General features: G+C 36.6%; 12 protein-coding genes, 1 tRNA gene and 4 pseudogenes. 8 read left to right on the top strand and 9 right to left on the bottom strand.

Annotated elements, in window-relative coordinates; translation table 11 throughout:
• Positions 1-62: 62 nt before the first annotated feature.
• The 7 genes from R2876_06950 to R2876_06920 all read left to right on the top strand — a co-directional run bounded on the left by R2876_06950 (position 63) and on the right by R2876_06920 (position 7,347).
• A tRNA-Arg gene (locus R2876_06950) sits at positions 63-139 on the top strand.
• 903 nt (positions 140-1,042) lie between these two features.
• Positions 1,043-4,186, top strand: coding sequence for a VWA domain-containing protein (locus R2876_06945; GenBank protein ID MEZ4358336.1), 3,144 nt, complete (start codon positions 1,043-1,045; stop codon positions 4,184-4,186).
• Entirely contained in the window at positions 4,186-4,728 is a 543-nt protein-coding gene (locus tag R2876_06940) for a signal peptidase I (GenBank protein ID MEZ4358335.1), read from the top strand. The genes R2876_06945 and R2876_06940 overlap by 1 nt, the downstream gene beginning before the upstream one ends.
• Positions 4,729-4,823: 95 nt before the next feature.
• Positions 4,824-5,405, top strand: coding sequence for a hypothetical protein (locus R2876_06935; GenBank protein ID MEZ4358334.1), 582 nt, complete (start codon positions 4,824-4,826; stop codon positions 5,403-5,405).
• A 45-nt stretch (positions 5,406-5,450) separates the two neighbouring features.
• Positions 5,451-6,014, top strand: a complete 564-nt coding sequence (locus R2876_06930; protein MEZ4358333.1) for a hypothetical protein — start codon at positions 5,451-5,453, stop codon at positions 6,012-6,014.
• Positions 6,015-6,078: 64 nt separating this feature from the next.
• On the top strand, positions 6,079-6,627 hold the full coding sequence (locus R2876_06925) for a TasA family protein (protein MEZ4358332.1): 549 nt from the start codon (positions 6,079-6,081) through the stop codon (positions 6,625-6,627).
• Between the two features lie 75 nt (positions 6,628-6,702).
• Positions 6,703-7,347 carry an LPXTG cell wall anchor domain-containing protein gene (locus tag R2876_06920; protein MEZ4358331.1) on the top strand — a complete coding sequence of 215 codons (645 nt, stop codon included), beginning with the start codon at positions 6,703-6,705 and terminating at the stop codon, positions 7,345-7,347.
• A 173-nt stretch (positions 7,348-7,520) separates the two neighbouring features.
• On the opposite strand, the gene R2876_06915 is transcribed toward R2876_06920, so the two are convergent.
• The 9 genes and pseudogenes from R2876_06915 to R2876_06875 form a co-directional block, all read right to left on the bottom strand.
• Positions 7,521-9,182: an ATP-binding protein gene (locus R2876_06915; protein ID MEZ4358330.1), complete on the bottom strand. Its 1,662-nt coding sequence runs from the start codon at positions 9,180-9,182 to the stop codon at positions 7,521-7,523.
• On the bottom strand, positions 9,179-9,853 hold the full coding sequence (locus R2876_06910; GenBank protein ID MEZ4358329.1) for a response regulator transcription factor: 675 nt from the start codon (positions 9,851-9,853) through the stop codon (positions 9,179-9,181). The genes R2876_06915 and R2876_06910 overlap by 4 nt, the downstream gene beginning before the upstream one ends.
• Positions 9,850-10,506, bottom strand: a complete 657-nt coding sequence (gene phoU / locus R2876_06905) for a phosphate signaling complex protein PhoU (GenBank protein ID MEZ4358328.1) — start codon at positions 10,504-10,506, stop codon at positions 9,850-9,852. Before phoU ends, R2876_06910 begins: the two co-directional genes overlap by 4 nt.
• A pseudogene (pstB, locus tag R2876_06900) lies at positions 10,506-11,254 on the bottom strand (phosphate ABC transporter ATP-binding protein PstB). Before pstB ends, phoU begins: the two are co-directional and overlap by 1 nt.
• 5 nt (positions 11,255-11,259) lie before the next feature.
• Positions 11,260-12,111, bottom strand: a pseudogene (gene pstA, locus R2876_06895) (phosphate ABC transporter permease PstA).
• A gap of 11 nt (positions 12,112-12,122) precedes the next feature.
• Positions 12,123-12,970 (bottom strand): annotated as a pseudogene (gene pstC, locus R2876_06890) (phosphate ABC transporter permease subunit PstC).
• 77 nt (positions 12,971-13,047) lie between these two features.
• Positions 13,048-13,960: pseudogene (locus tag R2876_06885) on the bottom strand (substrate-binding domain-containing protein).
• A 243-nt stretch (positions 13,961-14,203) separates the two neighbouring features.
• The gene (locus R2876_06880) at positions 14,204-15,805 is read right to left on the bottom strand and encodes an MBL fold metallo-hydrolase (protein ID MEZ4358327.1); all 1,602 of its coding nucleotides are present in this window, start codon (positions 15,803-15,805) and stop codon (positions 14,204-14,206) included.
• A gap of 184 nt (positions 15,806-15,989) precedes the next feature.
• A complete protein-coding gene (locus R2876_06875) occupies positions 15,990-16,505 on the bottom strand; it encodes a DUF308 domain-containing protein (GenBank protein ID MEZ4358326.1) in 516 nt (171 codons plus the stop codon).
• Between the two features lie 278 nt (positions 16,506-16,783).
• On the opposite strand from R2876_06875, the gene pdaA reads away from it, so the two are divergent.
• Entirely contained in the window at positions 16,784-17,536 is a 753-nt protein-coding gene (gene pdaA, locus R2876_06870; GenBank protein MEZ4358325.1) for a delta-lactam-biosynthetic de-N-acetylase, read from the top strand.
• Positions 17,537-17,891: the final 355 nt, after the last annotated feature.

Raw genomic sequence — 17,891 nt, 5'->3', positions numbered from 1 at the left:
TTTTATTGTAAAAAATTTTTACATATGATATAGTTGATGTGCTGATTTAAATTGATTAATATGTGCCTGTAGCTCAGCTGGATAGAGTGTTTGACTACGAATCAAAAGGTCGGGGGTTCGAATCCCTTCAGGCACGCCAAATAAAAATCTCCAGGTATTTGCTGGAGATTTTGTTAAATTTAGGTAAAAAATATTAAATTTTTGTTATAAAGTATTGACAAAAAAATTTTTGTATGGTAATAAAAAGTTAAGTATTTATATAATATACGTAAAAATTTACAGATTTTTTGGGTAAAGGTATTGACAAAATATTTTGAACTTGATAAAATCTGTAAACAACCTAGTTAAATGAGACAATTCATATTATAAAAATGCTTTTAAATTTATGGATTGTTTTTATGTTTATACAGAGAAGAAACTGAATAGTCAGAATACGCTACATTTATACTATATTATTACTGACAAAAATATATACTATAAGTATGTTTAGTGTTATAATATATTTATAGAATACATTTTTATAGGCTATATGTAGCAAACAAAGAGGAGTTCCTCTAATCGCATTTTTAAAGTATAGATCAAAAATCGCGCTTGTGAGGTTACATCATAGTTAAAACGAGCATTTAATACTCTTACTTTATATATTCCAATCCAATCTTAATCTTAAGACCTTCCTGTATATACGCTAATTAAATCTATTAGTTTGTATTTGACTTGTTACTTTGTATGCTTAAATACTATTATTACTTATTGCATTTTAAGCAGAGCTATGTACACATCGTTGTAAAACGCATTAAATTACACTAGATTACAAAGTCTTTGCAAAACTGACAAATAAAGATGTTGACCTTATATGTTTATGTGTGTTACCTTATTCACGAAAAATATAGAGTCACTGATATTGTCACCTTAATTAAAGTGTGTTTTTTAAATAAGAAATATGTGCTTTAATAAACAAAAAATAAACACCTTATGTTTTTAGCGTTTTTAACGGACGAAATTATTGAATAAAATTTTTTAAATATATATATGGAGAAAAGCTATGAGTCACAGGAATACCATGAGTCGTAGAAAGAAAAATAAAACACATACCTTCAGAATCGATAAGGCGATTATTTTTGTCATAAGCGTTTTATTGCTTATGAGCGTTTTTTCAGTCTATGCTTTTGCCGTTGATTCTGGATCACAGATAGATGATAGTGCTTCCGTAGCGCCTGTTATACAAGCAGACAATGAATTGCAAGGCGCCGCAGACGTCAGCATGACAAAAGCAGGCCCTCTTGAAAGCTTGGATTGTACTGTAACATGTAATGACAGTAATCTAGTTTTAGATAAGTCAGCTACAGCAAACGAAGATGGAACAGTAACCATTAATCTAAACGCGTATGCAATAGGGGAATTAGTTACTACATCTATGCCGGCAGACATAGTATTGGTGCTTGACCAGTCTGGCAGTATGGATTATTCCTTTGGACAGCGCTATGTTGCTGCATATGATGTTCCTGCAGCAAGCAGGAGCGGACAAAACGGAACTAACTATTATGTAAATATAAATGGTAATTATTTAAGGGTTTATACTGCTAGGTCAGGAAAAATTTGGTACTATTATGTGAATAACGGCATGAGCAATATAACCGTTGTGCCTATGACTAGTTCAAGCGATACTGACCCGACCCATGTTCAGTTCTATACTTCTGAGGATATGACAAATTTAGATGCGCTTAAAGATGCTGTTAATATTTTTATCAACGCTGTTCAAACCAATGCACAGCAAAATGATGTAGATCATCGAATTGCGGTAGTTGGTTTTGCTAACGGCGGACCTGGTACTGGCGATTACAGCACTGTTGGCGGATATTATTACAATACAGAGATGCTTACAGGTTCAGGCGCACCTATAAGATATAACAATCTTACAACTTATAATTACACTAATGCGTTACAGGATGTAAGCACTTCAGCCGGAAGGACAAACGTTGCTTCTGCTATAAATATGTTAGATGCAGAAGGTGCTACCTATACAAACCTTGGGCTTAATATGGCAGAAAATATATTTGAAAACGATCCACTTTCTGAAGGGGAAAACAGGAACCGTATAGTAGTTATGTTTACAGACGGCGCACCTGGTTACAGCGGATACGATACCACTGTTGCAAATAGTGCAATAGCAGAAAGCAAAAACATAAAAGACGACGGTATAACAGTTTATACAGTCGGCGTATTCTCTGGAGCAGATCCCAGCCAGACAGGCAATAATGCAAATGGCTTTATGAACTATACATCTTCTAATTATCCAAATGCTACAAGTGTTTATAGTACAGGAAGCAGGGTTTCTTCAGACTATAATTATTATCTGACGGCGACCAATCCAACTGCATTAAATGAAATTTTTGAGAGTATAAGCGAATTAATCGGCGATAAAGTCGAGGATGCTGTTATAAAGGATTCTGTGAAACCACAGTTTTACATACCTGATCCTGTAGACTGCACGGTAACTCCGTCTAAATACCAGGACGATGTATCCGTTGTGAGAAATACTGACGGTACGTATACGCTTGACGTAAGCGGCGTTACATTGAGCCCGGTAGTCCTTGATTCTAATGGTAATGTAGCTCCTGGATATGAAGACAGGGTGGTACACGCCACGTTTGATATTGTGCCGAATGAAGATTTTATTGGCGGCAACAAAGTACTGACCAATAAATCAGATTCAGGTGTTTACACATCTGATTTAAGCCAGGTGTTGGGTCTGTTTGAAGAACCGGACGTGGATTTACCTATAAGCTATGTACCTGTAGCCAATGATAAAAGCATTTATATAGGAGACAGCATCGATGCGTTAAGTTTGATAAAGACTGATTCAAACGGTGCACCGGTTTATAGTAAATTAGGTTCAAGCACCCAATATACTATTGACGGGCTCAATAATTCTTATGTAGATATAGTTTATGAGATAAAGCAGGGCGATACTGTTATTGCTAAATACAAGGTTTCGGCAGGAGAAACAACACTTACATTGCTTGATGAAAACGGCAATCCTGTAACTGACGGCAGCCAGGTAATGATAACTCCTCAGAGTAATACGCTTTATACTATAACAGCTACGGCAACACCTATATATACTGGTACTTCAACGGCATCGACTTCTTCAGTAAATTCTAATGTATACGTGTTTAAACCGACATTTACATGTTCGGATACTTCGATATACTTGTCTAATACAACTGACTTAAACGACAGGATCACTAATGTAACATGGTCTTGTGGTACTGAAGGCATCGAGAACCCGGATGGGGCCGTTCCTTCAATCAGCTATGATTTTGTTTTAGCAAGCAGTGGAGAAACTATAAACAATGCTGACGAGTATTCACCTCTTGATGTTGACTTTGTAAATATAAATATTGCATCTGTCAAACGGACGGATATAAATTTAACTTTAAGTGAAGGTCAATACAGTGTTGTTAGCGCACACGAAAATGATGACCATAACTTTACAGTATATGTTTATAAGCCAAATATAACGCTTCAGGATTTAGATGTTTTCTATGGTGATTCGGTTGATTTAAATACAGCGATTGTAGATGAAATAACTTGGGAGTGCACCCAGATCGCTCCGGCTGCCGAAGGAACAGTTCCTGACCTTATAATTGATTTTACAACTGTAAGAGGATCTAATATTGGAGATAATTACAGCTCATTTAGACCTAAAAATTATACTGATGTAAATATTGACGTGTCAGTTCAAAGACAAAGCGGCACAGTTTCTATCAAAGATTATTGTAACGTGACCAAAGCGGGTTCTCCGTCGGATGATCATGACTTTACAGTAAACTTAAAGAAAGGAACTATAACAATAGATAAAACAGGAACAAATATTGAAGAAGATCAGTCGTTCTTGTTTGCAATAAAATATATCGATTTTGATGGCAACGATGCTGTATTATATGAAGTTATACAAGGGATCGGAAGCAAAACTATAACAGGCTTGGTTGCCGCTGACTATACGATAACAGAACAGACAGATTGGTCTTGGCGCTATACTGCAGATAGTTCAACTAAAAATGTAACTATTAGCAGCAGTAATCCTAATGCCCAGGTTGAATTTAAGAATTCTTATTCTAATGACAAATGGCTCTCAGGAAACAATTTTGCAATCAATCTATTTAAGGCATTGGGAGCAGATTAATGGAGACTGAGTTAAGGCGTACTAAGAAAAAGGACATTAAAAAGAAAAGATCACTTAGAACATTAAACATTATAACTGCTATATTGGTTTTAGTTATTATGTTGATGGCATTGTTACTGATAGGAATACGTTTTGTTGGGCTTACTCCATATACAGTTCTTTCTGGGTCTATGGAACCTACATATCATGTAGGAAGCCTGATATATGTTAAAGAATCTACACCTGATGAAATTGAAGTTGGTGATCCAATAACATTTGTACTTAATGAGAACTTAGTAGTTGCAACTCACCGGGTTGTAGAAATTGATACTGAAAATGAGCAGTTTTATACTAAGGGAGATGCAAATAAATCAGCGGATGGTTCGCCGGTTAATTTTAAAAACCTTATTGGAAAGCCCGTGTTTACTATTCCATATATGGGATATGTAGCAGAGTTCTTAAGCACACAGGCAGGCAAGATAATCGGTCTTACTATATTAGGCGTTTTGATATTACTTGTGTTTATAGCAGAGATAAAGATAAGAAAGAATGCAAAGGACTAAAGAACGAATCTGTGATTTAATCACAGAAAAAGATTGAATTGAAATTTAATATTCAAATACAAAATACAAAAATTTGTAAATTAGGAGGTGAAACGATGAAAGGGCTATCAATAAGATGGAACAGAAGTACAGTTGTAATAGCATTTATATTATTATTGACTATAGTTTTATGTACAGCCGGGTTTACTATAGCGTGGTTTATTGACAGCACCGATTCTATCGTGAACTCCTTTGTTCCAGGCAATGTAGCATTTAACATAGAAGAAAATTTCACCAATGGTGATGATGTTAAAGAAGACGTTATGTTTTTAAATACCGGAAACATTGATGCATATATAAGGGTGGCATTAGTTCCTATATGGCGCGATGAACAAGGTGAAGGAACAGCGTTGACAGCTGATGGGACTTATACGATAGATTGGCCAAACGATTATGATAATAACTGGTTTGTAGGAGACGATGGATATTATTATTGTAAAACACCTATTAAACCTGGAGAGTATTCACCTATATTAATTGATGAATGTAAAGTAATCGAAGGTTTAAGCGAAGAATACGATGGAAAAACATTTGAACTGCAGGTAATAATCTCTGCAACACAAGCAGAAGATACCGTAGCAGCACAGGAAGTTTGGCCGGTAATAATCGATGGTGACGGAAACTTAAGCAAGGAATAAATAATTAAGCGAAAAACGTTTAAATAACGATGAAGAGGAATTATTATGAAGAAAGGATTAATTGTTGCGCTGCTGGTTGCTTTATTAGTAGCATTGACATTCGGCGGTACGTTAGCCTGGCTAACGGACGAAACCGGACCTGTTGTTAATACATTTCAGGTTGGCAATATATCGATAAAGCTTACAGAACTCAACTGGGATCAAAATGAAAATAAAATATATCCAGGCGCTGAGATCTCTAAAGAACCGGTAGTAACAATAGAGGCTGATAGCGAGGATTGTTATGTATTCATGCAATGTACCAACAGCATTCCAGACGGTATAGCTGAATTTGATTTCAGTAGCTCATGGAAACTAATAGATGCTGCCAATGGTATATATGTTTACACAACAGACGGCATAAATCCTGCTATTATTGAAAAATCTGAGAATGATACTACTCTTGATGCGTTGTTTACTAAGATGACTATAGATGAAAATGTAACACGTACTCAGATAAGGTCGCTTACTAACCCTAAGATAACAGTCCAGGCATATGCTCAGCAATCTGCAAATAATTCATATGAAGCTATTGAGGCAGATGCAATAAGTTGGCTTATAAATAATTAAAGCTTAAAAAAGCAGGTTGCTTTTTAAAACATAATAGAAATTATTTTGAAAGAGAGATACTCATATGAAAAAGAAGATTTTAGTAATCGCATTAGCGGTTATGGCTATATCATTAGTCGGTTATGGAACACTCGCTTGGTTTACAAGCCAGGATACAGCAAATAACACAATAACGACTGGTGATATCGAAATTCAGGTCAACGAAACAATGATTGATGATGGCGAAGAAGTACCTTATGTAGATCCTACAGATACTTTAGTACCAGGAACAACAAGTTCAAAGATCGTTTGCGTTGAGAACACAGGCAGTGATGCAGCATATGTACGTGTAAAATTAGACGTTGCTTTTGATGATGAAGAGCTTTCAACAGATGTTATAAGCTTAAACTTAAACACAACAAACTGGACATACAGCAACGGATATTACTACTACAACAGCATATTACAGCCAGGTGATGAAACAGAAGACTTATTTGATTCTTACACATTCAGCACAAGCGCTGGAAATGAATATGCAAGCGCAGAACTCAGCATAGATGTAAATGCATATGCAGTACAGAGCGACAACAATGGTACAAGTGCACTTACAGCTACAGGCTGGCCTACAGTTTAGTTTACTAAATAAGGCAAATTAATTCCGAGAGATCGGAGCTTAAAGTAATAATTATTTAATGAAAGATGAAAAGCTATGAGATTATATAATCGTCTCAAACGCATCATCGTGGTGGCAATATTTCTATTAGTTCTGTTTACAGGAACAACTGCTTATGCTAATAATGATTCGCTGGTTGTATATGAAGGCTCGGCAAAGAATTTTGTCTTTGTACCTGAGACTACTGACCTGTTTCAGAATTTAAAGAATATCATGCCTGGAGATGAACTTGCGCAGGAGATAATTGTAAGAAATACAGGCGACAAGGTCGTTAAGGTGTATCTAAGAGCAGAGGCTGTTGAGGAGCAATATCGTTCTTTCTTAAGCCAGCTATCGCTTAAGGTAGTTGAAAATGGTGAAGATAGTACAAATGCTACACTTTTTGAGGCTACTGCAGACCAGCAGGATACCCTTGTAAATAACGTCTTGCTTGGGACCGTAAGTCCTGGGGTAGATACTACTTTACATGTTACGCTTGATGTCCCTCGTTCGCTTGGCGACGAGTATCAAAATACTAAGGGCGTTATAAAGTGGGTGTTTACTGTTGAGGAAACAGATGAACCTGATACCCCTAAAACGGGTGATGATTCAGTTACATGGATTTGGTATGCCGTTTTAATAGTCGCTGTTATAGCTTTTGCTACAGCCTTAATAATTAAGAAAAAGAAAAAAGCAGAATAATTAAAAAGAGGGCGGTTTTACGTCGCCCTCTTTTAATTAAAAGATTTAACAGGGTTTAAAAAGCCTAAATCTCATTATAATATAGATAAAGAAAGCCTTAGTTTGTTTAAAGCAGCGCTATATGTCTGCAATTAACAAAAAGGCTTTCTTTATTTTTCTTTTAAAAGGTTATATTAATTAGGGAACAATATTTCAAAAACAGTACCGTTGCCAGGTTCGCTTTGTAATTTTATCTTTGCATTATGATATAAAACTCCGTGTTTTACTATCGATAATCCAAGCCCTGTTCCGCCGGTTTCTTTGGAGTGGCTTTTGTCCACACGATAGAAGCGTTCAAATACACGGCTTTGGTGTTCTATCGGAATGCCGATTCCGGTATCTTTAACTTTAAGCAGTATTCCTTTGGCTTCTTTTGAAACCGTGATTTTAACGGTGCCATCTATAGTATTATATTTGATGGCGTTGTCACATAAATTAAAGATTATTTCATATAGTATCTGCCTGACTCCGGTTATAAAAGCATGCTCGCCTGAAATCAAAAGGGAAATGCCTTTGCTGTCTGCAAATGGTTTTAAAGTATCTATTACTTTGTTAGACAATTCAAACAAATCAACAGTTTCACGGACGGTATCTAAATCACCCTCATCTAATTTAGATAGATTAATGATATCTTTTACAAGTGCAATAAGACGGGTTGCTTCTGCATAGATATGCTCGGCAAAACGGGGGTAATCCTCCGGTTTTGCTATTCCATCTTTTATTATCTCAGCATAACCTAAAATGGCTGTAAGAGGCGTTTTCAGCTCGTGAGAGACATTCGCAGTAAATTCACGACGCCTCTGCTCGGCTTCGCTTCTTTCGGTAACGTCTAAAATCAAAATGACTGCGCCCGTTACATTTGAGTTTTTTTCAATAGGCGTGGCCATTAGCTGGTAATAATGCCTGTTCAATGTCAACAAAGCTTCGGCCGGTTCGCACTTTAAGACGCGTTCAGTTATAGTCCTGAATGCCATACTCCTATTTATATTAAAGACGTGTTTTCCTATTACTATATCCGGTTTTGCATTAAAAATCTTAAGCGCGCTATTGTTGGCTAAGAGCACGATTCCGTTATTACCCAATATGATGAGCCCTTCGTTCATGCTTTCTGCAATGGAGTCGAGCTCAGTTTTTTGATTTTTAAGTTCATCTATCTGATTATCTATTTGGGTATTTTGTTTTGATAACTTAAGAAGCAACGGAGAAAGTTCTTCGTATGTTTCAGTTGAAAGAGGCTCTTTTAAATCAATAAGATTTATTGGAGCGACGATATTTTTGGTTCTCCATCTTGAAAAATATATGATTAAAACGAGCATAAATAAAATTATAATGAGAAAATATGGGATACAACGCATAAAAACGCTTAGCACGCTTGAAGTAGTATTTGCTAAACGTATCACATTTCCATTATCTAAACGTATTGCATAATAAAAGGTTTGTTTTCCGATAGTATTTGAAAGGCGTGTTGATTCTCCGGTTCCATTCTTTAATGCCGATGCAATTTCCGGGCGCGTTAGATGGTTTTCCATTTTAGAGGCATCGGCATCACTTTCATAAAGAACTGTTCCGTCTGCTGCAATTAAAGTTATACGGCTTAAAGTCGTATCTTTTATACTTGAAAGATAAGATTCTCCTGAACCGTTAATTGCTTCTGCAACGTATATCGCTTCTTTTCTGACTTCATCCCGCATACTGTTATAGAATTCTCCATAAAGGACGAAAAAAATCAAAAGAGAAGTAAGTATAAACGTTAAAGACGCAATTAAACACATGCTTCGGAAGATTTTTCTTTTCATGTATCTGCTCCTATGCGGTAACCTATTCCACGGACTGTTTCAATTATATCTCCAGCAGGACCTAGTTTTTGCCGCAAAGTTCTAATATGAACATCTACTGTACGGGTTTCTCCGTCAAAATCATATCCCCAGATTTTAGTTAGGAGTTTGTCACGGGTCATGACTATACCTTCGTTTTCCATCAGGTAAGAGAGAAGCTCAAATTCCTTTAAAGTCAACATTATTTTTTCATTATTAACTTCAACTAGGTGTCTTTCCTTATTTAATATAATATTGCCTACTATTTTTTCTTCGGGTTCTCTCTTATACGTACTACGGCGGAGGACTGCCTTGACCCTCGATAAAAGCTCCATCATACCAAAAGGTTTTGCTATATAGTCGTCTGCACCTAAATCTAGGCCCAAAACCTTATCATATTCAGTGCCTTTTGCCGTTACCAGTATAATAGGTATATCTTTTGTCGACGAGATGGATTTAAGCCGTTTTAAAATGGATATACCATCTTCTCCCGGCAGCATTATATCCAGCAAAATGAGCTCAGGGATCGTAGACTTTAGATTTTTAAACAGGTCTACCCCGTCTTCTATGCCGGCAGCATCATATCCCGTATTTTTAAGTGTATAGACTATTAGTTCCCGGATGCTTGCATCATCTTCTACGCAGTATATCATTCGCTATAAACCTCCCATTTGTGTTTGCCGGTAATGGAATATTCCACCCATTCGGCTATATTTACCGCATGGTCTCCTATACGCTCGAAGTATTTTGCTATCATAAGCAAGTCTATTACAGCTTCGCTGTTTTTTATATCTTTTGAGACTAAACTTATAAGTTCTTTCTTTATCTTATTAAAAAGGTTGTCTACTACATCATCGTATGCTATAACTTCTCTTGAAAGTTCGAGGTCGCGCCTTACAAATGCATCTATACTATCGGTCATCATCTTTATCGTTGCGGCTGACATATCTGCGATATGAACTGTATTGACAGAAGAGCCTATATTTGCAAGCGTAACGATTTCTGAAATATCAGCAGCCTGATCCCCTACACGTTCCATATCTGTTATCATCTTTAACGCGGCGGAAATAAGCCTGAGATCTCGTGCTACTGGCTGCTGCCTAAGCAACAGGTTTAAGCATAGATCTTCTATTTCCCTTTCTTTTTGATCTATTTCCTTTTCTAATTGTATAGCTTGATTAATAGAATCTTTATCATTTTCGATTAAAGCTTTGGCGGCACAGGCTATTGCATTTTCACAAAGCGCGCCCATTTCAATTAGTTCTGTATTTAATAGTTCGAGCTGAGTATCAAATCTATTTCTCATCATCCAAACCTCCCGGTTATATAATCTTCGGTGCGCTTATCCTGAGGCGCCGAAAACATCTTTTTCAGTATTACTGTATTCAATAATCTCACCCAAAAGAAAGAAGGCCGTTTTATCTGAAATTCGGGCTGCTTGCTTGCATATTATGTGTTACTATGACAATAGTATAATTCTTCTTTAATTCTACGGCAAGATCTTCTATTTTAGAGGTGGAAATGGGATCTAGCGCTGAAGTAGGCTCATCCATCAAAAGCACCTCTGGTTCAACTGCTAGGGCACGGGCAATACATAGCCTTTGCTGCTGCCCGCCGGACAGCCCAAGGGCGTTTCTTTTAAGCCGATCTTTTACCTCATCCCATATCGCTGCATTTTTAAGTGATTTTTCAACGATATCGTCGAGCTTTGCTTTTGAGTGGATTCCATGGGTACGCGGGCCAAAAGCTATGTTATCGTATACGCTCATCGGAAATGGATTAGGCTTTTGAAACACCATCCCCACACGTTTCCTTAATTGGTTTATATCTATATCTTTATATATATCTTCTCCGTCCAGCATTATCTTTCCTGTTATTTTACATCCCTCAATCAAGTCGTTCATACGGTTTATAGACTTTAAAAGTGAGGACTTACCACAGCCAGACGGGCCTATAAATGCTGTAATTTCGTTTTGAGGGATTTTTAGGTTTACATCTTTTAACGCTTTAAAATCCCCGTAATATAAATCTAAATTTTCTATTATTATTTTCATAAAGATTATCCTTTCACTAGTTTCTTTGCAATGTAAGCCGAAAGGGAATTAATCGCAATTACTACGACTATTAAAACGACAGCTGTGGCATATGCTTGATTTATATATAAGCCTTCATTTGAAAGTGCATACATATGCACTGATAAAGTACGCCCTGAGGACAAAGCGTTGTCTGCTATCTGCGCAACAGTACCTGCCGTATAGATAAGTGCCGCCGTCTCGCCAACTATCCTGCCGATGGAGAGGATTATTCCTGCCAGAATCCCCGGAACTGCAGATGGTAAAACGATACGGAATACTGTTCTTAAACGCCCGGCACTCCAGGCCAAAGCTTCCTTCACGGTAAGTGTCCGGAACCGATTTCAAGGCTTCTTCGGTAGTACGCATTATAAGCGGTAATATCATTATCGAAAGTGTGAATGCACCAGCTAAGATAGAATACCCCCAGCCTAGTGTAGTGACGAAGAATAACAGGCCAAAAGCCCGTAAACTATGGATGGAATTCCAGACAGGGTTTCTGCAGTTATTCTAACAACACCAACCAGCCTATTGCCACGACGCGCATATTCAACTAAGTATATCGCCGAAAATATACCCAGGGGTGCTGCTATAAGAAGCGATAAAAACGTTATTATAATAGTATTTATAAGAGCCGGCATCAAAGACAGGGTCTCGGTTGTATACTCCCATGCAAAGAGCTGCGGCGTAATATACGGTACTCCCTTAATTAAAATGTACGCTATTATAAAAACGAGAGCACTTATTGTAATTATAGCTGCAATGTTCACAAGTATAAAGAGTACTAACGAAAGGGGGCTTTTTTTATAAACATTAAACCTAGATTTAAACTTTTTCATTAAACTTAAAATCATTTGTTCGTCCTCCTGTTTAGTATAGAGAACGTCAGATTAATCAACAAAATGAAGATAAACAGTACAACTGCTGTTGCAATTAAAGCTTCTCTATGTAAATCTGCCGCATATCCCATTTCTATAACGATGTTTGCGGTCAGCGTTCTTACTCCTTTTAATAAATCTGTCGGAATTCTGGCTTGGTTCCCAGCTACCATGATAACTGCCATAGTCTCACCTATTGCACGGCCAACGCCTAACACTACGCCGGCTAAAATACCGGATTTTGCCGAGGGGATTACCACCGAGAAGACGCTTTTTTCATGGCTTGCACCAAGGGCCAAGGCTCCTTCGTAATAACTGCTTGGCACTGCGCGTATAGAAGATTCGGCAACGCCTATAATTGTCGGCAGTATCATTAGCCCAAGCAATATCGAGGCAGTCAGCATACTGCTGCCGCCGCCGAATGTATCCCGTACAAAAGGAACGATTACGACCAGGCCAAAAAATCCGTATATAACGGAAGGTATGCCAGCCATTAAGTTTATTGCCGGCTTTATTACTTTATAAATGCGTTTAGGGCAAAAATAAGCCAAATATGCTGCAGTGAGTATTCCTATCGGTATACCTATTATCATTGCACCTGCAGTTACATATATGCTACCAAGTATCATTGGAAGGATACCGTATATATCATTTGAAGGCTTCCATGTATCGCCCAGCAGGAAATTAAATACCCCTATTTTACCAATAGCAGGTATGCCGTTTGCAAAAGAAAAATACATATCAGCAATACAGCTAATATGGAAACGCAGGCTGTTAGTAAAAATACCACTCGCATTATTTTCTCTTTATATTTTTTCATTAATTGCTCCCCATATACAAGCCGGGCTTTAGCTTATCAGCAAAAGCCCGGCTCGCTACCTTTATTACGATGTTATTTTAGAAAACATCTGACCATAATGTTGATTCACCTGTGTAGATATTTTTTTACTAATTCACTGGTTAATTCATCAAGTGTATTGTTTTTGTTTACTATAACTGCTATACCATCCATTGCGATGACCGTTGCGTTTAAGCCTCCGTCTACTTCACTGTCTTTTAATTCTCTTGAAGCCATACCGATATCACAGATACCGTCTGCTACTGAGGTCATGCCAGTTGTAGAATCGCTCTGCTGGATTTCTATCGTTGCATTTGTGTTGATTGCCAGATAAGCTTCTTTAAGTTTTTCCATCAACGGTGTTACGGATGATGAACCGGCTATTACGACTTTACCAGATGGTTTGCTTCCGCTGTAAGCTGCTGCATTATCAGAGGATGAGATATATCCGTTTTCTTCAACTATGGCCTGGCCATCTGAGCTCATTATATAGTCTATAAAATCCTGAGCTACTTCACTTACAGTGCCTTTTGTTGCAATATTGAACGGACGGGCGATTTTGTAAGTTCCAGATTTAATATTCTCAACTGTTGCTTCTGCGCCATCAATCTTTAAAGCTTTTACTGTGTCATTTAAAGATCCTAAAGATATGTAGCCGATTGAGTATTCGTCTCCTGCAACTGCGGTTATAACAACTGATGTACTATTGCTGATTTCTGCTTCTTCAGTGGTCATATCCACTTTGTTTCCGTCAGCGTCTTTTTCTTCGATCCCGAATAATTCGATGAAAGCACCTCTTGTGCCAGAACCTTCTTCACGTGAAATAACTGTGATACTTTTGCTCTGATCAAAAGATGAAGAATCAGAAGCTTCGCTGCTGGTGCTAGTTTCAGGAGTACTGTTTGCACATCCTGCAAGTGCTACTGCGAGCACTGTTACAAATAAAATCAATTTTGATATTTTTTTCTTCATATTTTTTCTCCTTTTCCTTGTTACAATTTCATGATAAAAAAGCAATGTAAAATCAAAAAGAGGTTTAATGTTAAGTCTGTGTTAAATATGAAGAAATATTCAAATTCAATTGATAACCCAGGGAAAAACAATCCACTTTAAACACACATTTTGTGGTATTAATTAAAATTATATACATTATATATATAGAGAGTCAAAAAAAGCCCTTGATCTTAAAAGAATAAGGGCTTTTAAATATATAGGTTATTTTTCCCACTTATCGCACATACTGTTGATTTGATCAGTAAGACGCGCTAAGTCTTTATTCGTCCTACCGGAGCTTATATCAATCAGAGAAGCAAGGCGGTCAAGAGCAGTTTTAAGCCGTGCAAAGGCCGAAGCCGCAGGGCTTAGCCTGTCTATCTTCTTTTGTATTAAAACCGGATGGCTTTCGTGTGTACATGTGTTAGTGGCTAAATCATATTCCATGCCGCTAAACGGAGCAACCGCATCCAAATTAAGGCTTGATTTTAGTTTTTCAGCAAATGAATCGCAAACTTCGCTTTCGCCGTGATTGACAAAGACTTTTATTGGTTTAGGTGAAAAGTTGCTTATCCATTCTATAAGTCCGTTTTGATCGGCATGTGCGCTGATTCCCGGAAGTTCTTTTATCTGCGCGCGGACTTTTATTTCTTCACCGAAAAGACGTACACTTTTTGCACCGTTTAATAGGGCGCGGCCTAAAGTATTTTGAGCCTGGTACCCAACAAAAAGTACTGTAGAATCTTCTCTCCATAGATTATGTTTTAAATGATGCCTTATACGCCCTGCTTCGCACATTCCGCTTGCAGATATAATAATTTTAGGTTCAGGATCAAAATTTATCGCTTTTGACTCTTCTGTTGAAATTGTAAGTTTCAATCCGTCGAAAATCAACGGGTTTATTCCTTTATTAATTAATTCAAGAGCCTGTGGATCAAAGCAGGAGTTACTGTTTTTATTAAAAATAGTAGTTGCTTCAATAGCAAGAGGGCTGTCTACATATACAGGGAAAGAGCCGTGCCCTTTTACAAGGTTGTCCGCTTTTATCTTGCGTAAAAAGTAAAGCATCTCCTGTGTCCTACCTACTGCAAAAGAAGGTATGATCAAATTCCCTCCACGGTCAAAAGTATCTTGGATTATATCCGTTAAAACCTCGATATAATTTGTGACCTCTTTATGTATTCTATCGCCGTATGTACATTCCATTAGCACATAATCTGCTTCTTTTATATACTGCGGATCCCTGAGAAGCGGCTGGTTTAGGTTGCCGATATCTCCGGAAAAGACAAATTTTTTAGACACAGTATCTTCTTTTATGAAAACTTCTATACTTGCAGAACCAAGCAGGTGGCCTGCATCTATAAAGCGTGTTTCAATACCGGGGCAAAGAATCTCTTTTGTTTCGTATTTATGCGGGTGAAACAGCCCTAAGGCACCAACAGCATCATCCATAGTATATATAGGAACAAAATCGCCGCTGCCGGAACGCCTTGCCTTTCTGTTTTTCCATTCTGCTTCAAATTCCTGTATGTGTGCACTATCTCTTAACATTATGTCACAGAGCGAATAAGCTGCCTGAGTTGAATGAATTTCACCTCTAAAGCCTTCCTTGAACAGAAGCGGTAAAAGGCCGGAATGGTCTATGTGTGCATGTGTCAAAAGAACGTAATCGATTTCAGATGCAGCAACAGGTACCTTTTCATTTTCATAATAGTCTACTCCTTGTTCCATGCCGTAATCGATCAAAATATTTTTTCCGCATGCATTAAGATAAGAGCAGCTCCCGGTAACTTCATGAGCTGCACCTATGAATTTAATTTTCATTTTAAAACCCCCATTTTATAAGCAATATTTAAATATAATAATTTAAACTACAGTTAAAATAATTTTATTCTTAAAATGCTACAGTGAAGCATTTATGTCAATAGATAAATTTAAAATATTTTTTAAATTATACTAGTAGCAAAATAAAAAAGGCGAAAATTATTTCGCCCTAATTAATAAATCTTTATTTCAATAGTTTTTTAACACTTAAATAATTCCACAGGTTTACAGCACCGGATATTAAAAATACTATACCTATAAATATAGTTAAGGTAACTGCTACTTTAAATGGATTAAACATAATTATAAGGCCAAAAACCGCGGTTAACAGCGCAAGTATTAAAGTTGATGTAAAACGTTTTGAACTTGCGTTTTTTAAATCGAACGCTATTTGTATGCGAATTATACTGTCAAAGAGCACCAACACTCCCAGCACTATAGGAAGAGCGGATACAATTATATGCGGGAACAACAACATAAATAGCCCTAGCAAAGTTGCTATAATACCATATGCAAAATCAAAGGTAAAAGTAGTATTTGTTTGGCTGTAGTTATAAGAAAACCAAGAAATCACTTTTATTAAACCTATTATTAATATTACCGCTCCTACTATATAACATATAGATAAGACAGACGCAGCAGGCCACAAAATAAATATTAATCCTAGAATTATATATATAATGGAGAGCCAAGCAGTCATATTTTTATATTTTGTTAATTTATCCATATTATTATCTCTTTCCTTTGCAATGAATACACTTAATTTATATGTATAATCTTACAATTTAATTATAACTACAATTTAAAAAGGCGTCAATAAATCAATGCTTTAAAGGTTCTTTTTTTGTATTAATAACAATATATTTATAAAAAAAACAGAGCTTTATAGATAATAGTTTACTATCTATACTATATGGAGGAAGCAAAATGAAGCCTTTGAGCAAAAATCAAATTATGTATATAGCCATAACTGCTGTTATGATAATTATGTTAATTGGATTTTTACCAAGTATAGGCGATGTTTCGAGCGTTACGGCAGCAGCAAATGTCGATAATTGGGGGCTTAGTTTTGGCGAAAGCGGCACTCAGCCGACGGGAAACGCAACTAAAGAATTTCTATCACAATACGACGCTTATTATGTCGGTGATGAAAACGATAAAACGATATATCTAACTTTTGACGCAGGTTACGAAAACGGCAACACGGACAAAATACTTGATACTTTAAAAGAAAAAAACGTAAAGGCAGCTTTTTTCTTAGTAGGAAATTACATAGAAAGGAACCCAGATCTTGTATGTCGCATGGTAGAGGAAGGGCATATAGTCGGCAACCATACCTATAGCCATCCAGATATGTCAAAAATTTCTAGCATAGAAACATTTACTGAAGAAATGACTAAATTAGAAGAATTGTTCACGGAAGTAACAGGAAAAACTTTATCCAAATATTATCGTCCGCCGCAGGGTAAATTCAGCGAACTAAACTTACAGTATGCTAAAAAGCTCGGATATAAAACGATATTTTGGAGCCTGGCTTATGTTGATTGGTATCAGGATGACCAGCCGACAAAGGAAGATGCACTGAGCAAGCTCATACCCCGCTGCCATCCAGGAGCTATTATACTGCTTCACAGTACATCTTCAACCAATGCAAGTATACTGGGTGATTTAATAGATGAATATCAAAAAGCCGGGTATACATTTAAAACTTTAGATGACTTAACACAGTAGAAAATAGCGATACATATATTACCATGCAAAAAACAACTAAAAACGAAATCAATTAATTGTTAAGATTGTTTTTTTTTGTTGACAAAAATTTAATAATTGTGCTAATATACAGATGTTATCTGTACGAATATAGTAGAAATAGCATGTTAATTTAAACATTAGTAAAAAGTTTATATATATTTTTAAAAATTTAAATCCTTACTGTTAGTACAAACAGTAAAAACAACTTAAGACATAAGCCATTATTGGGGTTGCTTTAAGCAACTTGTTTTTACTCATATAAATTTGGAGAACAAAACATCAAATGTAGAGAGTTCTGTTTGTTCTTATTTGCGTCTTAATGCATAAAAAAATC

This window comes from Eubacteriales bacterium, from assembly GCA_041390245.1.
Classification (GTDB): domain Bacteria; phylum Bacillota; class Clostridia; order Christensenellales; family JAWKQI01; genus JAWKQI01.
Note: the sequence above shows the minus strand (reverse complement) of the source record. Positions and strands in the feature narration are given on the sequence as shown.